This window comes from Streptomyces sp. NPDC016469 (assembly GCF_040632905.1).
Classification (GTDB): Bacteria; Actinomycetota; Actinomycetes; order Streptomycetales; family Streptomycetaceae; genus Streptomyces.
The window spans coordinates 100,974-115,544 of record NZ_JBEYCQ010000015.1; the positions used below are offsets into that span (position 1 = coordinate 100,974).

12 protein-coding genes are annotated in these 14,571 nt (G+C 70.7%); 5 read left to right on the forward strand and 7 right to left on the reverse strand.

Annotation, left to right across the window (positions count from 1 at the left end):
• Positions 1–48 precede the first annotated feature (48 nt).
• Both ABZ565_RS18975 and ABZ565_RS18980 read left to right on the forward strand, forming a co-directional pair.
• Positions 49–1,008, forward strand: a complete 960-nt coding sequence (locus ABZ565_RS18975) for an NUDIX hydrolase (RefSeq protein ID WP_361027758.1) — start codon at positions 49–51, stop codon at positions 1,006–1,008.
• A complete protein-coding gene (locus ABZ565_RS18980; RefSeq protein WP_361027761.1) occupies positions 1,005–1,835 on the forward strand; it encodes an MBL fold metallo-hydrolase in 831 nt (276 codons plus the stop codon). Before ABZ565_RS18975 ends, ABZ565_RS18980 begins: the two co-directional genes overlap by 4 nt.
• A gap of 66 nt (positions 1,836–1,901) precedes the next feature.
• Here the strand turns inward: ABZ565_RS18980 and ABZ565_RS18985 are convergent, their stop codons facing one another.
• Positions 1,902–2,576 (reverse strand): Crp/Fnr family transcriptional regulator, encoded by a 675-nt coding sequence (locus tag ABZ565_RS18985; RefSeq protein ID WP_014046869.1) that lies wholly within the window; start codon positions 2,574–2,576, stop codon positions 1,902–1,904.
• Between the two features lie 253 nt (positions 2,577–2,829).
• On the opposite strand from ABZ565_RS18985, the gene nth reads away from it, so the two are divergent.
• The 3 genes from nth to ABZ565_RS19000 all read left to right on the forward strand — a co-directional run bounded on the left by nth (position 2,830) and on the right by ABZ565_RS19000 (position 5,838).
• Positions 2,830–3,768 carry an endonuclease III gene (gene nth, locus ABZ565_RS18990; RefSeq protein WP_361027764.1) on the forward strand — a complete coding sequence of 313 codons (939 nt, stop codon included), beginning with the start codon at positions 2,830–2,832 and terminating at the stop codon, positions 3,766–3,768.
• A 62-nt stretch (positions 3,769–3,830) separates the two neighbouring features.
• A complete protein-coding gene (locus ABZ565_RS18995; RefSeq protein WP_361027767.1) occupies positions 3,831–4,544 on the forward strand; it encodes a CoA pyrophosphatase in 714 nt (237 codons plus the stop codon).
• A gap of 88 nt (positions 4,545–4,632) precedes the next feature.
• Positions 4,633–5,838 (forward strand): MarP family serine protease, encoded by a 1,206-nt coding sequence (locus tag ABZ565_RS19000; protein ID WP_361027770.1) that lies wholly within the window; start codon positions 4,633–4,635, stop codon positions 5,836–5,838.
• A gap of 36 nt (positions 5,839–5,874) precedes the next feature.
• Here the strand turns inward: ABZ565_RS19000 and ABZ565_RS19005 are convergent, their stop codons facing one another.
• The 6 genes from ABZ565_RS19005 to ABZ565_RS19030 all read right to left on the reverse strand — a co-directional run bounded on the left by ABZ565_RS19005 (position 5,875) and on the right by ABZ565_RS19030 (position 14,268).
• Entirely contained in the window at positions 5,875–6,078 is a 204-nt protein-coding gene (locus ABZ565_RS19005) for a hypothetical protein (RefSeq protein WP_073966437.1), read from the reverse strand.
• A gap of 106 nt (positions 6,079–6,184) precedes the next feature.
• Positions 6,185–7,129 (reverse strand): alpha/beta hydrolase, encoded by a 945-nt coding sequence (locus tag ABZ565_RS19010; RefSeq protein ID WP_361027775.1) that lies wholly within the window; start codon positions 7,127–7,129, stop codon positions 6,185–6,187.
• The gene (locus ABZ565_RS19015; RefSeq protein ID WP_361027778.1) at positions 7,126–7,656 is read right to left on the reverse strand and encodes a phage holin family protein; all 531 of its coding nucleotides are present in this window, start codon (positions 7,654–7,656) and stop codon (positions 7,126–7,128) included. The genes ABZ565_RS19010 and ABZ565_RS19015 overlap by 4 nt, the downstream gene beginning before the upstream one ends.
• Positions 7,657–7,695: 39 nt before the next feature.
• Positions 7,696–9,102, reverse strand: coding sequence for a Na+/H+ antiporter NhaA (nhaA, locus tag ABZ565_RS19020; RefSeq protein ID WP_361027781.1), 1,407 nt, complete (start codon positions 9,100–9,102; stop codon positions 7,696–7,698).
• Positions 9,103–9,325: 223 nt separating this feature from the next.
• Positions 9,326–11,323 (reverse strand): acetate--CoA ligase, encoded by a 1,998-nt coding sequence (acs, locus tag ABZ565_RS19025; RefSeq protein WP_361027784.1) that lies wholly within the window; start codon positions 11,321–11,323, stop codon positions 9,326–9,328.
• Positions 11,324–11,508: 185 nt separating this feature from the next.
• Positions 11,509–14,268 (reverse strand): SulP family inorganic anion transporter, encoded by a 2,760-nt coding sequence (locus ABZ565_RS19030; RefSeq protein WP_361027787.1) that lies wholly within the window; start codon positions 14,266–14,268, stop codon positions 11,509–11,511.
• Between the last annotated feature and the right edge of the window lie 303 nt (positions 14,269–14,571).

Here is a 14,571-nt window from a genome sequence, read left to right on the forward strand (position 1 = left end):
ATCCGGGGACCCCTCGAACATCGACGCGGTTCCGGATAGCCTCCGGCCATGTCCAATGGTCAGTGGTACCCCCCGGAATGGCCCGGCCGGATCAGGGCCCTCGCCGCAGGCGAGCTGACGGCCGCCGAGCCCCGGCGGGCCGCCACCGTGATGCTGCTCCGGGACGACGCCACCGGTACCGGGGGCGCGCCCGCCGTCCACATGCTGCGCCGGCGCACCTCGATGGCCTTCGCCGGAGGGGCGTACGCCTATCCGGGTGGCGGTGTCGACCCGCGCGACGACGACCGGCTCGTCCGCTGGGCCGGGCCCGCGCTGGAGACCTGGGCGCGCCGGCTGGGTGTCGGCACGCCGGCCGAGGCGCAGGCGATCGTCTGCGCCGCGGTCCGCGAGACGTACGAGGAGGCCGGGGTCCTGCTGGCCGGTCCGACCCCGGGGACCGTCGTCACCGACACCACGGGCGACGACTGGGAGGCCGACCGCGCGGCGCTGGTCGCGAGGGAGCTGTCGTTCGCCGCGTTCCTGGAGCGGCGTGGGCTGGTGCTGCGCTCGGACCTGCTCGGCGCGTGGGCGCGCTGGATCACGCCGGAGTTCGAGCCACGCCGCTATGACACGTGGTTCTTCGTCGCCGCGCTCCCTGCGGGCCAGCGCACCCGGAACGCCTCGACGGAGGCGGACCGCACGGTGTGGATCACCCCGGGAGACGCGGCCGACGGATACGACCGGGGCGAACTGCTGATGATGCCGCCGACCGTGGCGACGCTGCGGACCCTGCGGCCGTACGCCACCGCCGCGCAGGCGCTGGAAGCGGCGTCGGACCAGGACCTCACTCCCGTACTCGCGCAGGCCCGTCTGGACGGTGACGAGCTGGTGCTGAGCTGGCCGGGCCATGAGGAATTCACCAAGCACGTTTCCACCGTCGGAACGGATGAAACACCCGTAGAGGTGACATCCGGTGAGGAAACGTCCGACGTCACGAAGGCGTCCCGCGCGGAAGGCGGTGCGGCATGAGTGACGCGGCGGCGCTGCCCGGGCAGCCGCGCGGCGGAGTGCTGTCCGGTCCCGCCACGGCCCGCACGGTCAACGTCCTGGCGCCGAACCCCTCGGCCATGACGCTGGACGGGACCAACACGTGGATCGTCGCCGAGCCCGACTCGGACCAGGCGGTCGTCATCGATCCCGGCCCGCTCGACGAGGCCCATCTGCGGGCCGTCATCGACACCGTCGAGCGTGCGGGCCGCCGGATCGCGCTGACGCTCCTCACCCACGGCCATCCCGACCACGCGGAGGGAGCGGCGCGGTTCGCGGAGCTGACCCGGACCAAGGTGCGCGCGCTCGACCCGGAGCTGCGGCTCGGCGACGAGGGCCTCGGCACGGGCGACGTGATCACGACCGGCGGCCTGGAGATGTACGTGGTGCCGACTCCGGGCCACACGGCGGACTCGCTGTCGTTCCACCTGCCGGCCGATCAGGCGGTGCTGACCGGCGACACGATCCTCGGGCGCGGGACGACGCTGGTGGCGCATCCGGACGGACGGCTCGGGGACTACCTCGACTCGCTGCGGCGGCTGCGCTCGCTGACGGTGGACGACGGGGTCCGCACGGTGCTGCCCGGCCACGGACCTGTGCTGGACGACGCGCAGGGGGCGGTCGAGTTCTACCTCGCCCACCGGGCGCACCGGCTGGCCCAGGTGGAAACCGCGGTGGAATCGGGCCACCGGACCTCGTCCGAGGTGGTGGCCCATGTCTACGCGGACGTGGACCGTTCGCTGTGGCCGGCCGCGGAGCTGTCGGTGCGGGCGCAACTGGACTACCTGGCCGAGCACGGGCTGATCTGAGGGCGCATGGGTGAGGGGCCCCGCCGGCACCGGCGGGGCCCCTCACCCATGACGTACGACGACGGGTCAGCGCGACCGCTTGGCCAGCCGCTCCACGTCCAGGAGGATCACCGCGCGGGCCTCGAGCCGGAGCCAGCCGCGGCCGGCGAAGTCGGCGAGGGCCTTGTTGACCGTCTCGCGGGACGCGCCGACCAGCTGGGCCAGCTCCTCCTGCGTCAGGTCGTGCACCACGTGGATGCCTTCCTCGGACTGGACGCCGAAGCGGCGCGACAGGTCCAGGAGGGCGCGGGCGACGCGGCCGGGCACATCCGAGAAGACCAGGTCGGACATCTGGTCGTTGGTCTTGCGCAGGCGCCGGGCGACGGCACGCAGGAGGGCCGTGGCCACCTCGGGGCGTGCGTTGAGCCAGGGCTGCAGGTCGCCGTGGCCGAGGCCGAGGAGCTTGACCTCGGTCAGCGCGGTGGCGGTGGCGGTACGCGGGCCCGGGTCGAAGAGCGAGAGTTCACCGATCAGCTCGCCGGGGCCGAGGACCGCCAGCATGTTCTCGCGGCCGTCGGGGGAGGTGCGGTGGAGCTTCACCTTGCCCTCGGTGACCACGTAGAGGCGGTCACCCGGGTCACCCTCGTGGAACAGCGCGTCACCGCGCGCGAGGGTCACCTCACTCATCGAGGCGCGGAGCTCCGCGGCCTGCTCGTCATCGAGCGCCGCGAAAAGCGGGGCGCGCCGCAGAACGTCGTCCACGAGTTCTCTCCTTGTCGGCCTGTTCAGGGAACCGTGGTCCCCATCATGCCGGACGGTAAAACAGTGCGATCAATCACAAACCAGTTTGACGCACGCGCGTGCCGAGGGGTACGGCAGGGGGCCGATTGGGGGCGGATCACCCGTGACCGGGGCGGATGTCAGTGCCGGGCTCTAGGCTGGCCGAGTGTCCGGATTGCCGGTGAGAGCGCAGGCCAAGGGGGTTGATGGGGTGTCGGAGGGCAGTGATTCCGCTGTGGGCGAACAGGGTGCCGGCAAGGGGAAGAACCTGAAGAAAACGGCGGAAAGCAGCTCCGGGGCGGCGAAGAGCCGGTCCGGCGGGACCGCGGGCCCCGGCTCGGCCAGGCGGGCGAAGCCGGAGGAGGCCGGCACGTCCGGAGCTGCTGCACCGAAGAAGAAGCCCGGGCGGCCGGAATCACATTTGGCCATGGTTCGCCGCGCCCGCCGGATCAACCGCGAGCTCGCCGAGGTCTACCCGTACGCCCATCCGGAGCTGGACTTCCGGAATCCGTTCGAACTGCTCGTTGCCACGGTTCTCTCCGCCCAGACCACCGACCTGAGGGTCAACCAGACCACGCCCGCCCTCTTCGCCGCCTATCCCACCCCCGAGGACATGGCCGCCGCCGTTCCGGAGGAGCTGGAAGAGCTCATCCGGCCGACCGGCTTCTTCCGGGCCAAGGCGAAGTCGCTGCTGGGCCTGTCCGCCGCGCTCCGCGACGACTTCGGCGGCGAGGTGCCGGGGAGGCTCGCGGATCTCGTCAAGCTGCCGGGGGTCGGCCGCAAGACGGCCAACGTCGTCCTCGGCAACGCTTTCGGAGTCCCCGGAATCACTGTCGACACCCACTTCGGCCGTCTGGTGCGGCGATGGAAGTGGACCGAGCAGGAGGACCCGGAGAAGGTCGAGGCGGAGATCGCGGCGATCTTCCCCAAGAGCGAGTGGACCATGCTCTCGCACCGCGTCATCTTCCACGGCCGCCGCGTCTGCCACGCCCGTAAGCCCGCCTGCGGCGCCTGCCCGATCGCCCCGCTGTGCCCGTCGTACGGTGAGGGCGAGACGGACCCGGACAAGGCCCGCAAGCTCCTGAAGTACGAGATGGGCGGCCGGCCGGGCCAGCGGCTGAACCCGCCGCCGGACTATCCGGGAAGCCCGGCACCTCCCCTGGGCGCCGACTGACGCGGACCGCCGCTGCGGAACGAATCGCGGGACGACGGGCGTTGTGAGACGGAGGGGTGCCTATGAAGACGCATGAGACCGGCACGGAGCGCGGTGGGCCGGACGGCCCTGCCGTCATGGTTTCGGAGGAAGGGCTGCCCGACTGGCTCGACCCCGTCGCCCGTGCCGCACGCACGGTGCGGCCGCAGCAGCTCAGCCGGTTCCTGCCGCCGGAGAACGGGGCGGGACGCCAGTCGGCCGTGCTCGTCCTGTTCGGCGAGGGAGCGCGCGGTCCCGAGCTGCTTCTGATGGAGCGCGCCGGAAGTCTGCGCTCCCATCCCGGCCAGCCGTCGTTCCCCGGTGGCTCGCTCGACCCGGAGGACGGCGACCAGGCGACGACCGGGCCGCTGAGGGCCGCCCTGCGGGAGGCCGAGGAGGAGACCGGGCTCGACCCGCGCGGGGTGCAGATCTTCGGCGTGCTTCCCCGTCTCTACATCCCGGTGAGCAGCTTTGTGGTGACGCCGGTCCTCGGCTGGTGGCGGACGCCCAGCCCGGTCGGTGTGGTTGACCCGGGGGAGACGGCGCGGGTCTTCACGGTCCCCGTGGCGGATCTCACGGACCCGGCGAACCGGGCGACGGCCGTCCACCCCAGCGGTCACCGGGGCCCGGCATTCCTGGTCGAATCAGCACTCGTCTGGGGTTTCACGGCCGGCGTGATCGACCGGATTCTGCACTTCGCGGGCTGGGAACGCCCGTGGGACAGAGCCAGGCAGGTGCCGCTCGACTGGCGCGCATGACAGGCTGACTTCCGTGCTCCGCCGGTCCGGGACCGCCCGGACCACGGAGACGTACGGGCCCGGTGACGAATCTGCGAGGCTATAGACGGTGAACGTGCTGGACATCCTGCTGCTGGCCGGAGCCGTGTGGTTCGCGGTCATCGGCTACCGCCAGGGGTTCGTCGTCGGCATTCTGTCGGTGATCGGCTTCCTGGGCGGCGGCCTCGTCGCCGTCTACCTCCTGCCGGTCCTGTGGGACCAGATGACGGACGGTTCGGAGGTCTCCTCCACCGCGGCCGTCGTCGCGGTCGTCATCGTGATCGTGTGCGCGTCGGTCGGCCAGGCGTTCACCACCCATCTGGGAAACAAACTCCGCCGGCACATCACGTGGTCGCCCGCGCGCGCCCTGGACGCGACCGGCGGTGCCCTCGTCAACGTGGTGGCGATGCTGCTCGTCGCCTGGCTGATCGGCTCGGCCCTCGCGGGCACCTCGCTGCCGACGCTGGGCAAGGAGGTCCGCAGCTCCTCGGTCCTGCTGGGTGTCTCCCGGGTGATGCCGCCCCAGGCGTCCACCTGGTTCACCGACTTCTCCTCGGTCCTCGCGCAGAACGGCTTCCCCCAGGTCTTCAGCCCGTTCGCCAACGAACCCATCACCGAGGTCAGCGCCCCCGACCCGGCGCTGGTCGGCAGCCCCGTCGCCGCGCGCGCCAAACAGTCCATCGTGAAGGTCGTGGGTACGGCACCGAGCTGCGGCAAGGTGCTCGAAGGAACCGGCTTCGTGTTCTCCGACCGCCGGGTGATGACCAACGCCCACGTCGTCGGCGGCGTCGACGAGCCGACCGTGCAGATCGGTGGCCAGGGACGTCTGTACGACGCGAAGGTCGTCCTCTACGACTGGCAGCGCGACATCGCCGTACTCGACGTCCCGGACCTCGATGTGAAGCCCCTGCAGTTCACCGGCACCGACAGCGACGCGGAGACGGGCGACAGCGCCATCGTCGCGGGCTTCCCGGAGAACGGCTCGTACGACGTGCGCTCCGCGCGTGTCCGGGCCCGCATCGATGCCAACGGCCCCGACATCTACCACCGGGGCACGGTCCGCCGTGATGTGTACTCGCTCTACACCACGGTCCGCCAGGGCAACTCCGGCGGCCCGCTGCTGACCCCCGAGGGCAAGGTGTACGGAGTCGTGTTCGCGAAGTCGCTCGACGACCCGGACACGGGCTACGCGCTGACGGCGGACGAGATCCGCGACGACATCACGCAGGGCCGTACCGCCGACCAGCAGGTCGACAGCCAGGGATGCGCGCTCTGAAGTTCTCCGGGCGGCCCGTGCGGGTCCGTCGACGCGTCAGTTACGGGGGTGGCGCAGCCGCGCCGAGACCCAGCGGGCCCTGCGGCGGAGGATGCGTGAGATGCCGAGCCGAGGATCATGCATGACGTGCAAAGCGTGCACCCGGCCCTGAAGGCCGTCCCCCTCATGAATGCCCGGTACCGCCGTGGCGGTCGAGCGACGGTTGCGTGCTGCGTCACCGAAGTCGTGCGTCCAGCCCATACCCGGACGTCTGCCCGTGCCTCATGGTCCGTAACCGCCCATCCGTCAGCCAATTGGCTTATGCGCCGGGCACGTGGCTGTTCGTAGGACATGTGTGCCAGAACGGCTAGCGATCCGGCTCGGAATCCTTGAGCCAGTTGATGAGTTCGGCCGAGAACCCCGCCGGATCCTCCTCGTGGGGGAAGTGGCCCAGACCGTCGAAAAGGCGCCAGCGGTAGGGCGCCTCGACGTACTCGCCGGACCCGGCCGAGCTGCGGGTGCGGACCGCCGGATCGAGTGAACCGTGAAGGTGCAGGGTCGGCACCCGAACGGGCCGCTTCATGCGCCGGTTGAACTGGATGCCGTCCGGGCGCGCCAGCGAGCGCACCATCCAGCGGTACGGCTCGATCGAGCAGTGTGCCGTCGACGGAATCGTCATGGCCCGCCGGTAGACGCCCAGCGTCACCTCGTCGGGGAACTCCGTCTTGCCGGGCCCCGCCCAGTCGCTGATGAGCCGCCCCACCAAGGCGCCGTCGTCCGCGACGAGCTGACGCTCCGGCACCCAGGGCCGCTGGAAGCCCCAGATGTACGAGCCGGCCCGGGACTGCCCGAAGTCGGAGAGCATCGAGGAGCGCCACCGCCGTGGGTGGGGCATCGACGAGACGACCAGCCGGCGCACCAGCTTGGGGCGCATCACGGCCGCCGTCCAGGCCAGGTAGCCGCCCATGTCATGGCCGACGAGGGCGGCGTCCGGCTCGCCGAGGGACCTGACCACGCCCGTGATGTCGAGCGCCAGGTTGGCGGGGTCGTAACCGCGGGGGGTGCGGTCGCTACCGCCCACCCCGCGCAGGTCCATCGCCACGGCCCGGAAGCCGGCCTCGGCGAGCGCGGGCAGCTGGTGGCGCCAGGTCCACCAGAACTGCGGGAAGCCGTGCAGGAGGAGGACCAGTGGCCCTTCACCCATTTCGGCGATGTGGAAGCGGGCGCCGTTCGCCGCGACGTCCCGGTGGGTCCAGGGGCCGTCGAGGCGGACGGGGCCGCCGGCCGGGGCGGACGGTGCGGGAGCGCTCATGTGGATGAGCGTGCCACAGCCGACGCCTTGTCCTGGACCGGAGCGCTTTCGATGGCCCGGTCGGAGCGGGTGCTTCCGCCCACCGGGAGGAAGGCGTCGGCTGCGGTCTCGGGGCGCGGGTGCGGCTTGACGCCCTGAAGAACGGCGGCGGTCTGCTTGGCGGAGGCGATGGACTTCTCCGGCGGCTTGACCTTCTTGATCTTCGCGTAGCCGAAGAGCGCGAGCAGAACACCCAGCAGGATGAACGCGCCGCCCACGATCAGGAAAGACCAGGCGAGGCCCAGACCCAGGTTGTGGATGCCGTAAGCGGCCGCGAAGCTCAGCACCGGGATCGCGAACAGGATCAGCACGCCCGTGACGATGAACGCCACACTGCCGATGACGCCGCGCTTGACGTCCTGCCGCACCTCGGCCTTGGCCAGGGCGATTTCGTCGTGCACCAGCGCCGACAGTTCGGCCGTCGCCGACGCGACCAGCTGGCCGAGACTGCGGTCGGCGCTGCCCGCGTAATTGCCGGGGTCGCTCATCCCTGACTCCCTCTCCTGTACAACACGTCCGATGTCAGATCATGCCGGACTGTCCGGCCTGTTGCTCGCTGCCCCCGCCAGTCGGGCAAGGCGGCGGTGCTCGGCCGCCTTCTCCTCGTAGATGGCGGCCATCCTAAGGTGATACGCCGGGTCGTCCTGCTCGTAGACGTCCGGCACTCCGGAACCGTCCTCGTCGAGTTCCTCGGCATCGGACAGTGCCCTGTATCTGCGTACCCGGAGTTTGAGCAGTACACCGGAGAGTACGGCGGCGATGAGGGAGCCGAGCAGAACCGACGCCTTGATCCCGTTGATCATGTCGTCGTCACCGGCGAACGCGAGCTCCCCGATCAGCAGGGACACGGTGAAGCCGATGCCCGCGAGCGTGGCGATCGCGAAGACGTCCGCCCAGGCCAGGTCCTTGTTCAGCTCGGCCCTGGTGATCCGGGTGGTCAGCCACGTACCGCCGAAGACGCCGACCGTCTTGCCGGCGACCAGGCCCAGGACGACCCCGAGGGTCTCCGGCCGGTCGAACACGGAGGCCACCGCACCGCCGGAGAGGGAGACCCCGGCGGAGAAGAGCGCGAAGACCGGCACGGCGAAGCCCGCCGAAAGCGGGTGCACCAGGTGCTCGATGCGCTCACCGGGGGAGTGCTCCTCGCCCTCGCGGCGGGTGCAGCGCAGCATCAGGCCCATGGCGACGCCGGCGATGGTGGCGTGGATGCCGCTGTTGTACATCAACCCCCAGATGACCAGGGCGAGCGGCACGTAGACGTACCAGCCGCGCACGCCGAGGCGGAGCAGCAGATAGAAGAGGCCCAGGCCGAGGAAGGCGCCGCCGAGCGCGAGGAAGTCGATGTCCTCGGTGAAGAAGACGGCGATGACGAGGATCGCGAAGAGGTCGTCCACGACGGCGAGCGTCAGCAGGAAGGCCCGGAGCGCGGCGGGCAGCGAGGCGCCGATGACGGCCAGAACGGCGAGCGCGAAGGCGATGTCCGTGGCGGTGGGGACCGCCCAGCCGTCCTTTGAGCCGTCGCCGAGCACGTTCACCAGGGTGTAGACGACCGCCGGGACCGCCATGCCGCAGAGCGCGGCGGCCACGGGGAGCGCCGCGGCCTTGGGATCGCGCAGTTCTCCCGCAACGAGTTCACGTTTGAGTTCGACCCCCGCGACGAAGAAGAAGATCGCGAGCAGCCCGTCGGCGGCCCAGTGCTCCACGGAGAGGTGCAGACCGAGGGCGTCGGGCCCGAAGTGGAAGTGGCTGACGGCCGAGTAGCTCGAACCCGCGGTATTGGCCCATACCAGCGCGGCCACGGCGGCGACCAGCAGGATGACGCCCCCGACGGTCTCCGTACGCAGGGCGTCGGCGACGTAGTTGCGCTCGGGGAGCGGCAGCCGCCCCAGGAAGGTGCGGCGCGGGCCTGTGGGCGCGGGGGTGGGTGTGGCCACGGGGGGAGACCTCCGGGTCGGTACGGCAGCGATGGCATGGCTGATGCACTTGCCGACCAGACTTCCCGGCACCCCTGTGGAGATTTTCCTATCGTGTTGTCGATCAGCTGCCACTGTACCCGCGGGGCGTGGCGGTAAGGATGCTTGGGAGCGGTGATCTCACCGTAAGCGCCCGAAGGGCACCCGGCGCGTCGCCGGATGCCCTTCGGATCGTGTGCCGGTGTCAGTCCTCGGAGGGAGCCGACGGCAGCTGGCTCTGGATCAGGTCCATGACCGAGGAGTCGGTCAGGGTCGTGACATCGCCCAGGGCCCTGTTCTCCGCCACGTCACGCAGCAGGCGGCGCATGATCTTGCCGGAACGGGTCTTGGGCAGCTCGGCCACCGGCATGATGCGCTTCGGCTTGGCGATCGGGCCGAGGGTCGCCCCGACGTGGTTGCGCAGCTCCGCCACCAGCTCGTCGGAGGCGGTCGCGGTCCCCCGCAGGATGACGAAGGCGACGATGGCCTGGCCGGTCGTCTCGTCGGTGGCACCGACCACGGCGGCCTCGGCGACCGACGGGTGCGAGACGAGCGCCGACTCGACCTCGGTGGTCGAGATGTTGTGCCCGGACACCAGCATGACGTCGTCCACCCGGCCGAGCAGCCAGATGTCGCCGTCCTCGTCCTTCTTGGCGCCGTCGCCTGCGAAGTACTTGCCCTCGAAGCGCGACCAGTAGGTGTCGAGGAACCGCTGGTCGTCGCGCCAGATGGTGCGGAGCATCGACGGCCACGGCTCGGTGAGGACCAGGTAACCGCCCCCGCCGTTCGGGACCTCGTTGGCCTCGTCGTCCACGACGGTCGCGGAGATGCCCGGCAGGGCGCGCTGGGCGCTTCCCGGCTTGGTCTCGGTGACGCCGGGCAGCGGCGAGATCATCATCGTGCCGGTCTCGGTCTGCCACCAGGTGTCCACGATCGGGCACTTGTCGGCACCGATGTGCTTGCGGTACCAGATCCACGCCTCGGGGTTGATCGGCTCACCGACCGAACCGAGGACGCGCAGGGACGACAGGTCGAACTTGGCGGGGATGTCGTCCCCCCACTTCATGAACGTACGGATCGCGGTCGGCGCGGTGTAGAGAATCGTGACCCCGTACTTCTGGACGATCTCCCAGAAGCGCCCCTGGTGCGGGGTGTCGGGCGTGCCCTCGTACATCACCTGCGTGGCGCCGTTGGCCAGCGGTCCGTAGACGATGTAGGAGTGCCCGGTCACCCAGCCGATGTCGGCGGTGCACCAGTAGACGTCGGTCTCCGGCTTGAGGTCGAAGACCGCGTGGTGGGTGTACGCCGCCTGGGTGAGGTAGCCCCCGGAGGTGTGCAGGATGCCCTTGGGCTTTCCGGTGGTGCCCGACGTGTACAGGATGAAGAGCGGCTGCTCCGCCTCGAACGCCTCGGGCGTGTGCTCGGCGGACTGGCGGCCCGTGATCTCGTGCCACCAGACGTCGCGGCCCTCGGTCCACGCGGTGTCCTGGCCCGTACGGCGGACCACCAGGACGTGCTCCACGCTGTCGAAACGGGAGACGGCGTCGTCGACCGCGGGCTTGAGCGCGGAGGGCTTGCCGCGGCGGTACCCGCCGTCGGCGGTGATGACGACCTTCGCGTCCGCGTCCTGGATGCGGGCGGCGATGGCGTCGGCGGAGAAGCCGCCGAAGACGACCGAGTGCGCGGCGCCGATGCGGGCACAGGCCAGCATCGCGACGGCGGCCTCGGGGATCATCGGAAGGTAGACGGCGACCCGGTCACCCTTGCCGACACCGAGCTCGATGAGGGCGTTGGCGGCGCGGGAGACCTCGTCCTTCAGCTCCGCGTAGGTGATGGCGCGGCTGTCGCCGGGCTCGCCCTCGAAGTGGATGGCGACCCGGTCGCCGTTGCCCGCCTCGACGTGACGGTCCACGCAGTTGTACGCGACGTTGAGCTCGCCGTCCGCGAACCACTTCGCGAAGGGCGGGTTGCTCCAGTCGAGGGTCTCGGTCGGCTCGGTGGCCCAGGTCAGGCGGCGGGCCTGCTCGGCCCAGAAGCCCAGACGGTCCGCTTCGGCCTGCTCGTACGCCTCTGCGGTGACGTTGGCGTTGGCGGCCAGCTCGGCAGGCGGAGCGAACTTCCGCTCTTCCCGAAGCAGGTTGGCCAGGCTCTCGTTGCTCACGACTTCTCCCAGTCCCAGGGTGTCCGTTGTGTCCCGGGGCATAGCTCATCAGTCCCGAGGCCGGGTGACAAGTGTCTGCCGGGAATTGGTTTAGACCTGTGTCTCGTGTATAGAGGCATGATCCCGCCTCCACGCCGTGGCGGCACGGTGGAGCACACCGTGCCGTGCGGGCGCTTCCGACACGGAAGGGGGATCACTAGGTCCTACGGATCCGAGGTGCCGGCGGTTCAGGCGCCGGTACGGGCCGGCTCGGCCGGATGCGCCGGCGCGATCGGGTCGAACACCTCGGCCGCGCCGCTCCCCCCGCTCGCGCCCTCGTCCAACAGGTACGACTGGGCCTCGGCGACGTGGAAGTACATCCCGTGGAGCTGAAGGGTGCCGTCGGTGATCCGGCGCGCCACCGATGGGTGGGCCCGCAGATGGTCGAGCTGCTGGACCACATTGGTCAGACAGAGCTGTTCCACCGCGTCGGCGGGCAGCCGCCCGGAGAGCCGGACCGGGTCCTCACCGGCCGAGGTCACCCGTGCCAGGCTGGGGAGCCCGTGTCGGAGCCAGCGCCTCAGCGACGTGTCCGGGGCTTCCGGAGCGGCTCCCAGCAGCGCGTTCATCGCGCCGCAGTCCGAGTGGCCGCAGACGGTGATGGACTCCACGCCGAGCACGTCCACCGCGTACTCGATCGCGGCTCCCACCGAGTGGTCGCCCGCCTCCGCGTCGGGGGGCGGCACCAGGTTGCCGATGTTCCGCACGGTGAACAGGTCGCCCGGGCCGCTGGCCGTGATCATGCTCGTCACCAGGCGGGAGTCCGCGCAGGTGATGAAGAGCTGCGAAGGGCGTTGACCCTCCCTGGCGAGTCGCGCCAGCTCCCCCCGGACCAGGGGCGCCGTATCCCGTTGGAACGAGCTGAGACCTCTGACCAACCGGTGATCGCGGCCTGCGGGCGAGGGACGCCCGGTGGAGGCGCGCTGCTGGGCGGAGGCGGCGTGAGCGCGGCGTTCCGCGCGCGGGGCGGGGGATGCCTGGGAGGAGGGGGCGGTGGGAGTGGCGGACGCGGTGGGCTGGGTCCGCGAGGGGGATGGGGGCTGCTGGAGCGGTGGGGCGGGCTCGGGCGGCGTGGCGGGGGCGGTGCCGGTGTCGCTGCTGGTGTGAGGCGGGGCGCAGGCGGCGGTGGGGCTGCCCCTGCCCGTGGCCGGGCTGATGGTGGTGGTGATCCCGGTGGTGGCTCCTGCTGTGCCGACTGTGCGTGCGGCGTTCGGCGGGTGGGCCGCGTTCGGAGTGGCCGCCGTGTGCTGCGGGGTCTCGGTCGCGATGGCGTCCGCGCTGCTGCCGGCTTCTGCGGGAGGGGCATGCTCGGGTTGGTCGTGGCAGTGGTGGTTGCGCCAGGGGGTCCATGGCCGGCAGCAGGAATGCGCTGCCGCGGCGGGCTCCGCGATCCTGCCTCCCGACCTCCCGGCGAACGCCACTTGGCCGCCGTGGGCCGTATGGGCGTTGCTCCAGTCCTGGATCGTCTCGTAGGCGGCGTGATCCATGAATGAGCCGTCCAGCTCCACGACCACATCGGCGTCATGGGGGAGCCGCCCCAGGACCCGGCTGAGACGGGGGACCGCCAGAAAGGTCAACTGACCCCGTACGACTACGAGATGTTGCCCGTTCTGTTCGGACACCGAGATCCGGGTCCGACCCAGCCGGTGCAGCGCCACGGCCACTGCTACGGCAATGCCGATGACCACGCCCTTGAGTACGCCGACGACCAGCACCCCGGCGATGGTCGCGCCGTACACCAGGAACTCCCGGTGCTTATGGACGTTGCGGATATGTGCCAGGCTCACCATCTTGAGGCCGACCATCATCACCAGCGCCCCCAGAGCGGCCAGCGGGATGCGCTCCAGCAGGCTGACGAGCAGGCCGGATGCGACCAGAATCCATACGCCGTGCAGCACGGTGGACGCGCGGCCGGTCGCCCCGGCCCTCACGTTCGCCGAACTCCGCACGGCTCCTCCGGAGACCGCGAGTCCCCCCAACAGGCCCGATACGGCGTTGGCTACGCCTTGAGCGCGTAGCTCCCGGTCGAGGTCGGAGCGTTTGAGCAAGGGCGGAGCGGGCCGCTCGACGTCGTCCGCGCCGGCGGGTGTCCTGGCCGCGACCGGGCGGTCGCCGTTCTTGCGCGCCTCGTCCGTCTCGCCGCCCGGCACCTCTCCGGGCCTCGCGGGAGAATGTGCCGAGTGCGTGCGGCTCCGGTCGGCGGCCAGCTTGTCCACGGCAACAGCGGCGAGCAGCGACTCCAGGCTGGCCACCAGCATCATCGTGAACACGGCTGTAGCCAGGCCGAGCACCGGTCCGTGCGGCATTTCGGGCAGGGCATGCGAGCGCCAGGAGGGCAGATCGACTCGGGCGATCGACGGTGCCGCCCACGCGGCCACTGCCGTGGCCAGACCCACGGATGCCAGGGCCGCCGGGACGCGGCGCAGGAACCGCCCGGTCCGTCCGGGCAGCAGCGGCCACAGAACGAGGACGGCTACGGTGAGCGCGCCGATCAACGGGGCGGCGGGACTGACACGTGCCAGTTGGTCGGGAAGATGCAGCACATTGGAGATCGCCGAACTCTGCGGTGAACCGCCCAGCACGATGTGCAGTTGAGCGAGCGCGATGGCCACGCCGATACCTGCGAGCGTGCCGTGGACGATGGCGGGGCTGACGGCGAGTGCGCTACGGGCCGCCCGCAGCGAGCCGAGCGCGAGCTGAAGCAGGCCCGCCCCGATCGTGATGGCGCAGGTGGTGCGCCAGCCGTAGACCTGGATCGTCTCGGCGGTGACCACGGTCAGTCCGGCGGACGGGCCGGAGACCTGCAGGGGAGTGCCGCCGAGGAGTCCGGCGACGATGCCGCCGACTGCGGCGGAGATGAGGCCCGCCTCCAGAGGGGCTCCCATGGCGACAGCGAGACCGAGCGACATGGGGATGGCGAGCAGAAAGACAGTGATGGACGCGGACACGTCGGCGCCCGAGATGCGGAACCGTCCGCCGCGCGGCGGCGGGGGCGGGCTGTGTGGTCGCTTGACTCCCGAGGACCGGGAGGGGCGCGAACTGCGGGACGAGTGTTCGTGACGAGTGGGTACGCAGGCAGACATATTTCCCGTCTCCTCCTGGGCAGCGCGGTCGTGGAACTCGATGACGCGGCCGTGGGTCACGGCATGCAGCGGCGGGATATCTCAACTCTCGGTAAACAGACCGTAATGGAGAGTAAAGAGCCGTGTCCAGGATTAAGGGCAAATGGGCCATCCAGCCACCCATTCCGG

Bases quoted from the DNA above. Each gene is read 5' to 3' on its own strand.
- ABZ565_RS18995 (WP_361027767.1), top strand. From the start codon at position 3,831: ATGAAGACGCATGAGACCGGCACGGAGCGCGGTGGGCCGGACGGCCCT.
- ABZ565_RS19005 (WP_073966437.1), bottom strand. From the start codon at position 6,078: ATGGGCTGGACGCACGACTTCGGTGACGCAGCACGCAACCGTCGCTCG.
- ABZ565_RS18975 (WP_361027758.1), top strand. From the start codon at position 49: ATGTCCAATGGTCAGTGGTACCCCCCGGAATGGCCCGGCCGGATCAGG.
- ABZ565_RS19010 (WP_361027775.1), bottom strand. From the start codon at position 7,129: ATGAGCGCTCCCGCACCGTCCGCCCCGGCCGGCGGCCCCGTCCGCCTC.
- acs (WP_361027784.1), bottom strand. From the start codon at position 11,323: ATGCCCCGGGACACAACGGACACCCTGGGACTGGGAGAAGTCGTGAGC.
- ABZ565_RS19015 (WP_361027778.1), bottom strand. From the start codon at position 7,656: ATGAGCGACCCCGGCAATTACGCGGGCAGCGCCGACCGCAGTCTCGGC.
- ABZ565_RS18980 (WP_361027761.1), top strand. From the start codon at position 1,005: ATGAGTGACGCGGCGGCGCTGCCCGGGCAGCCGCGCGGCGGAGTGCTG.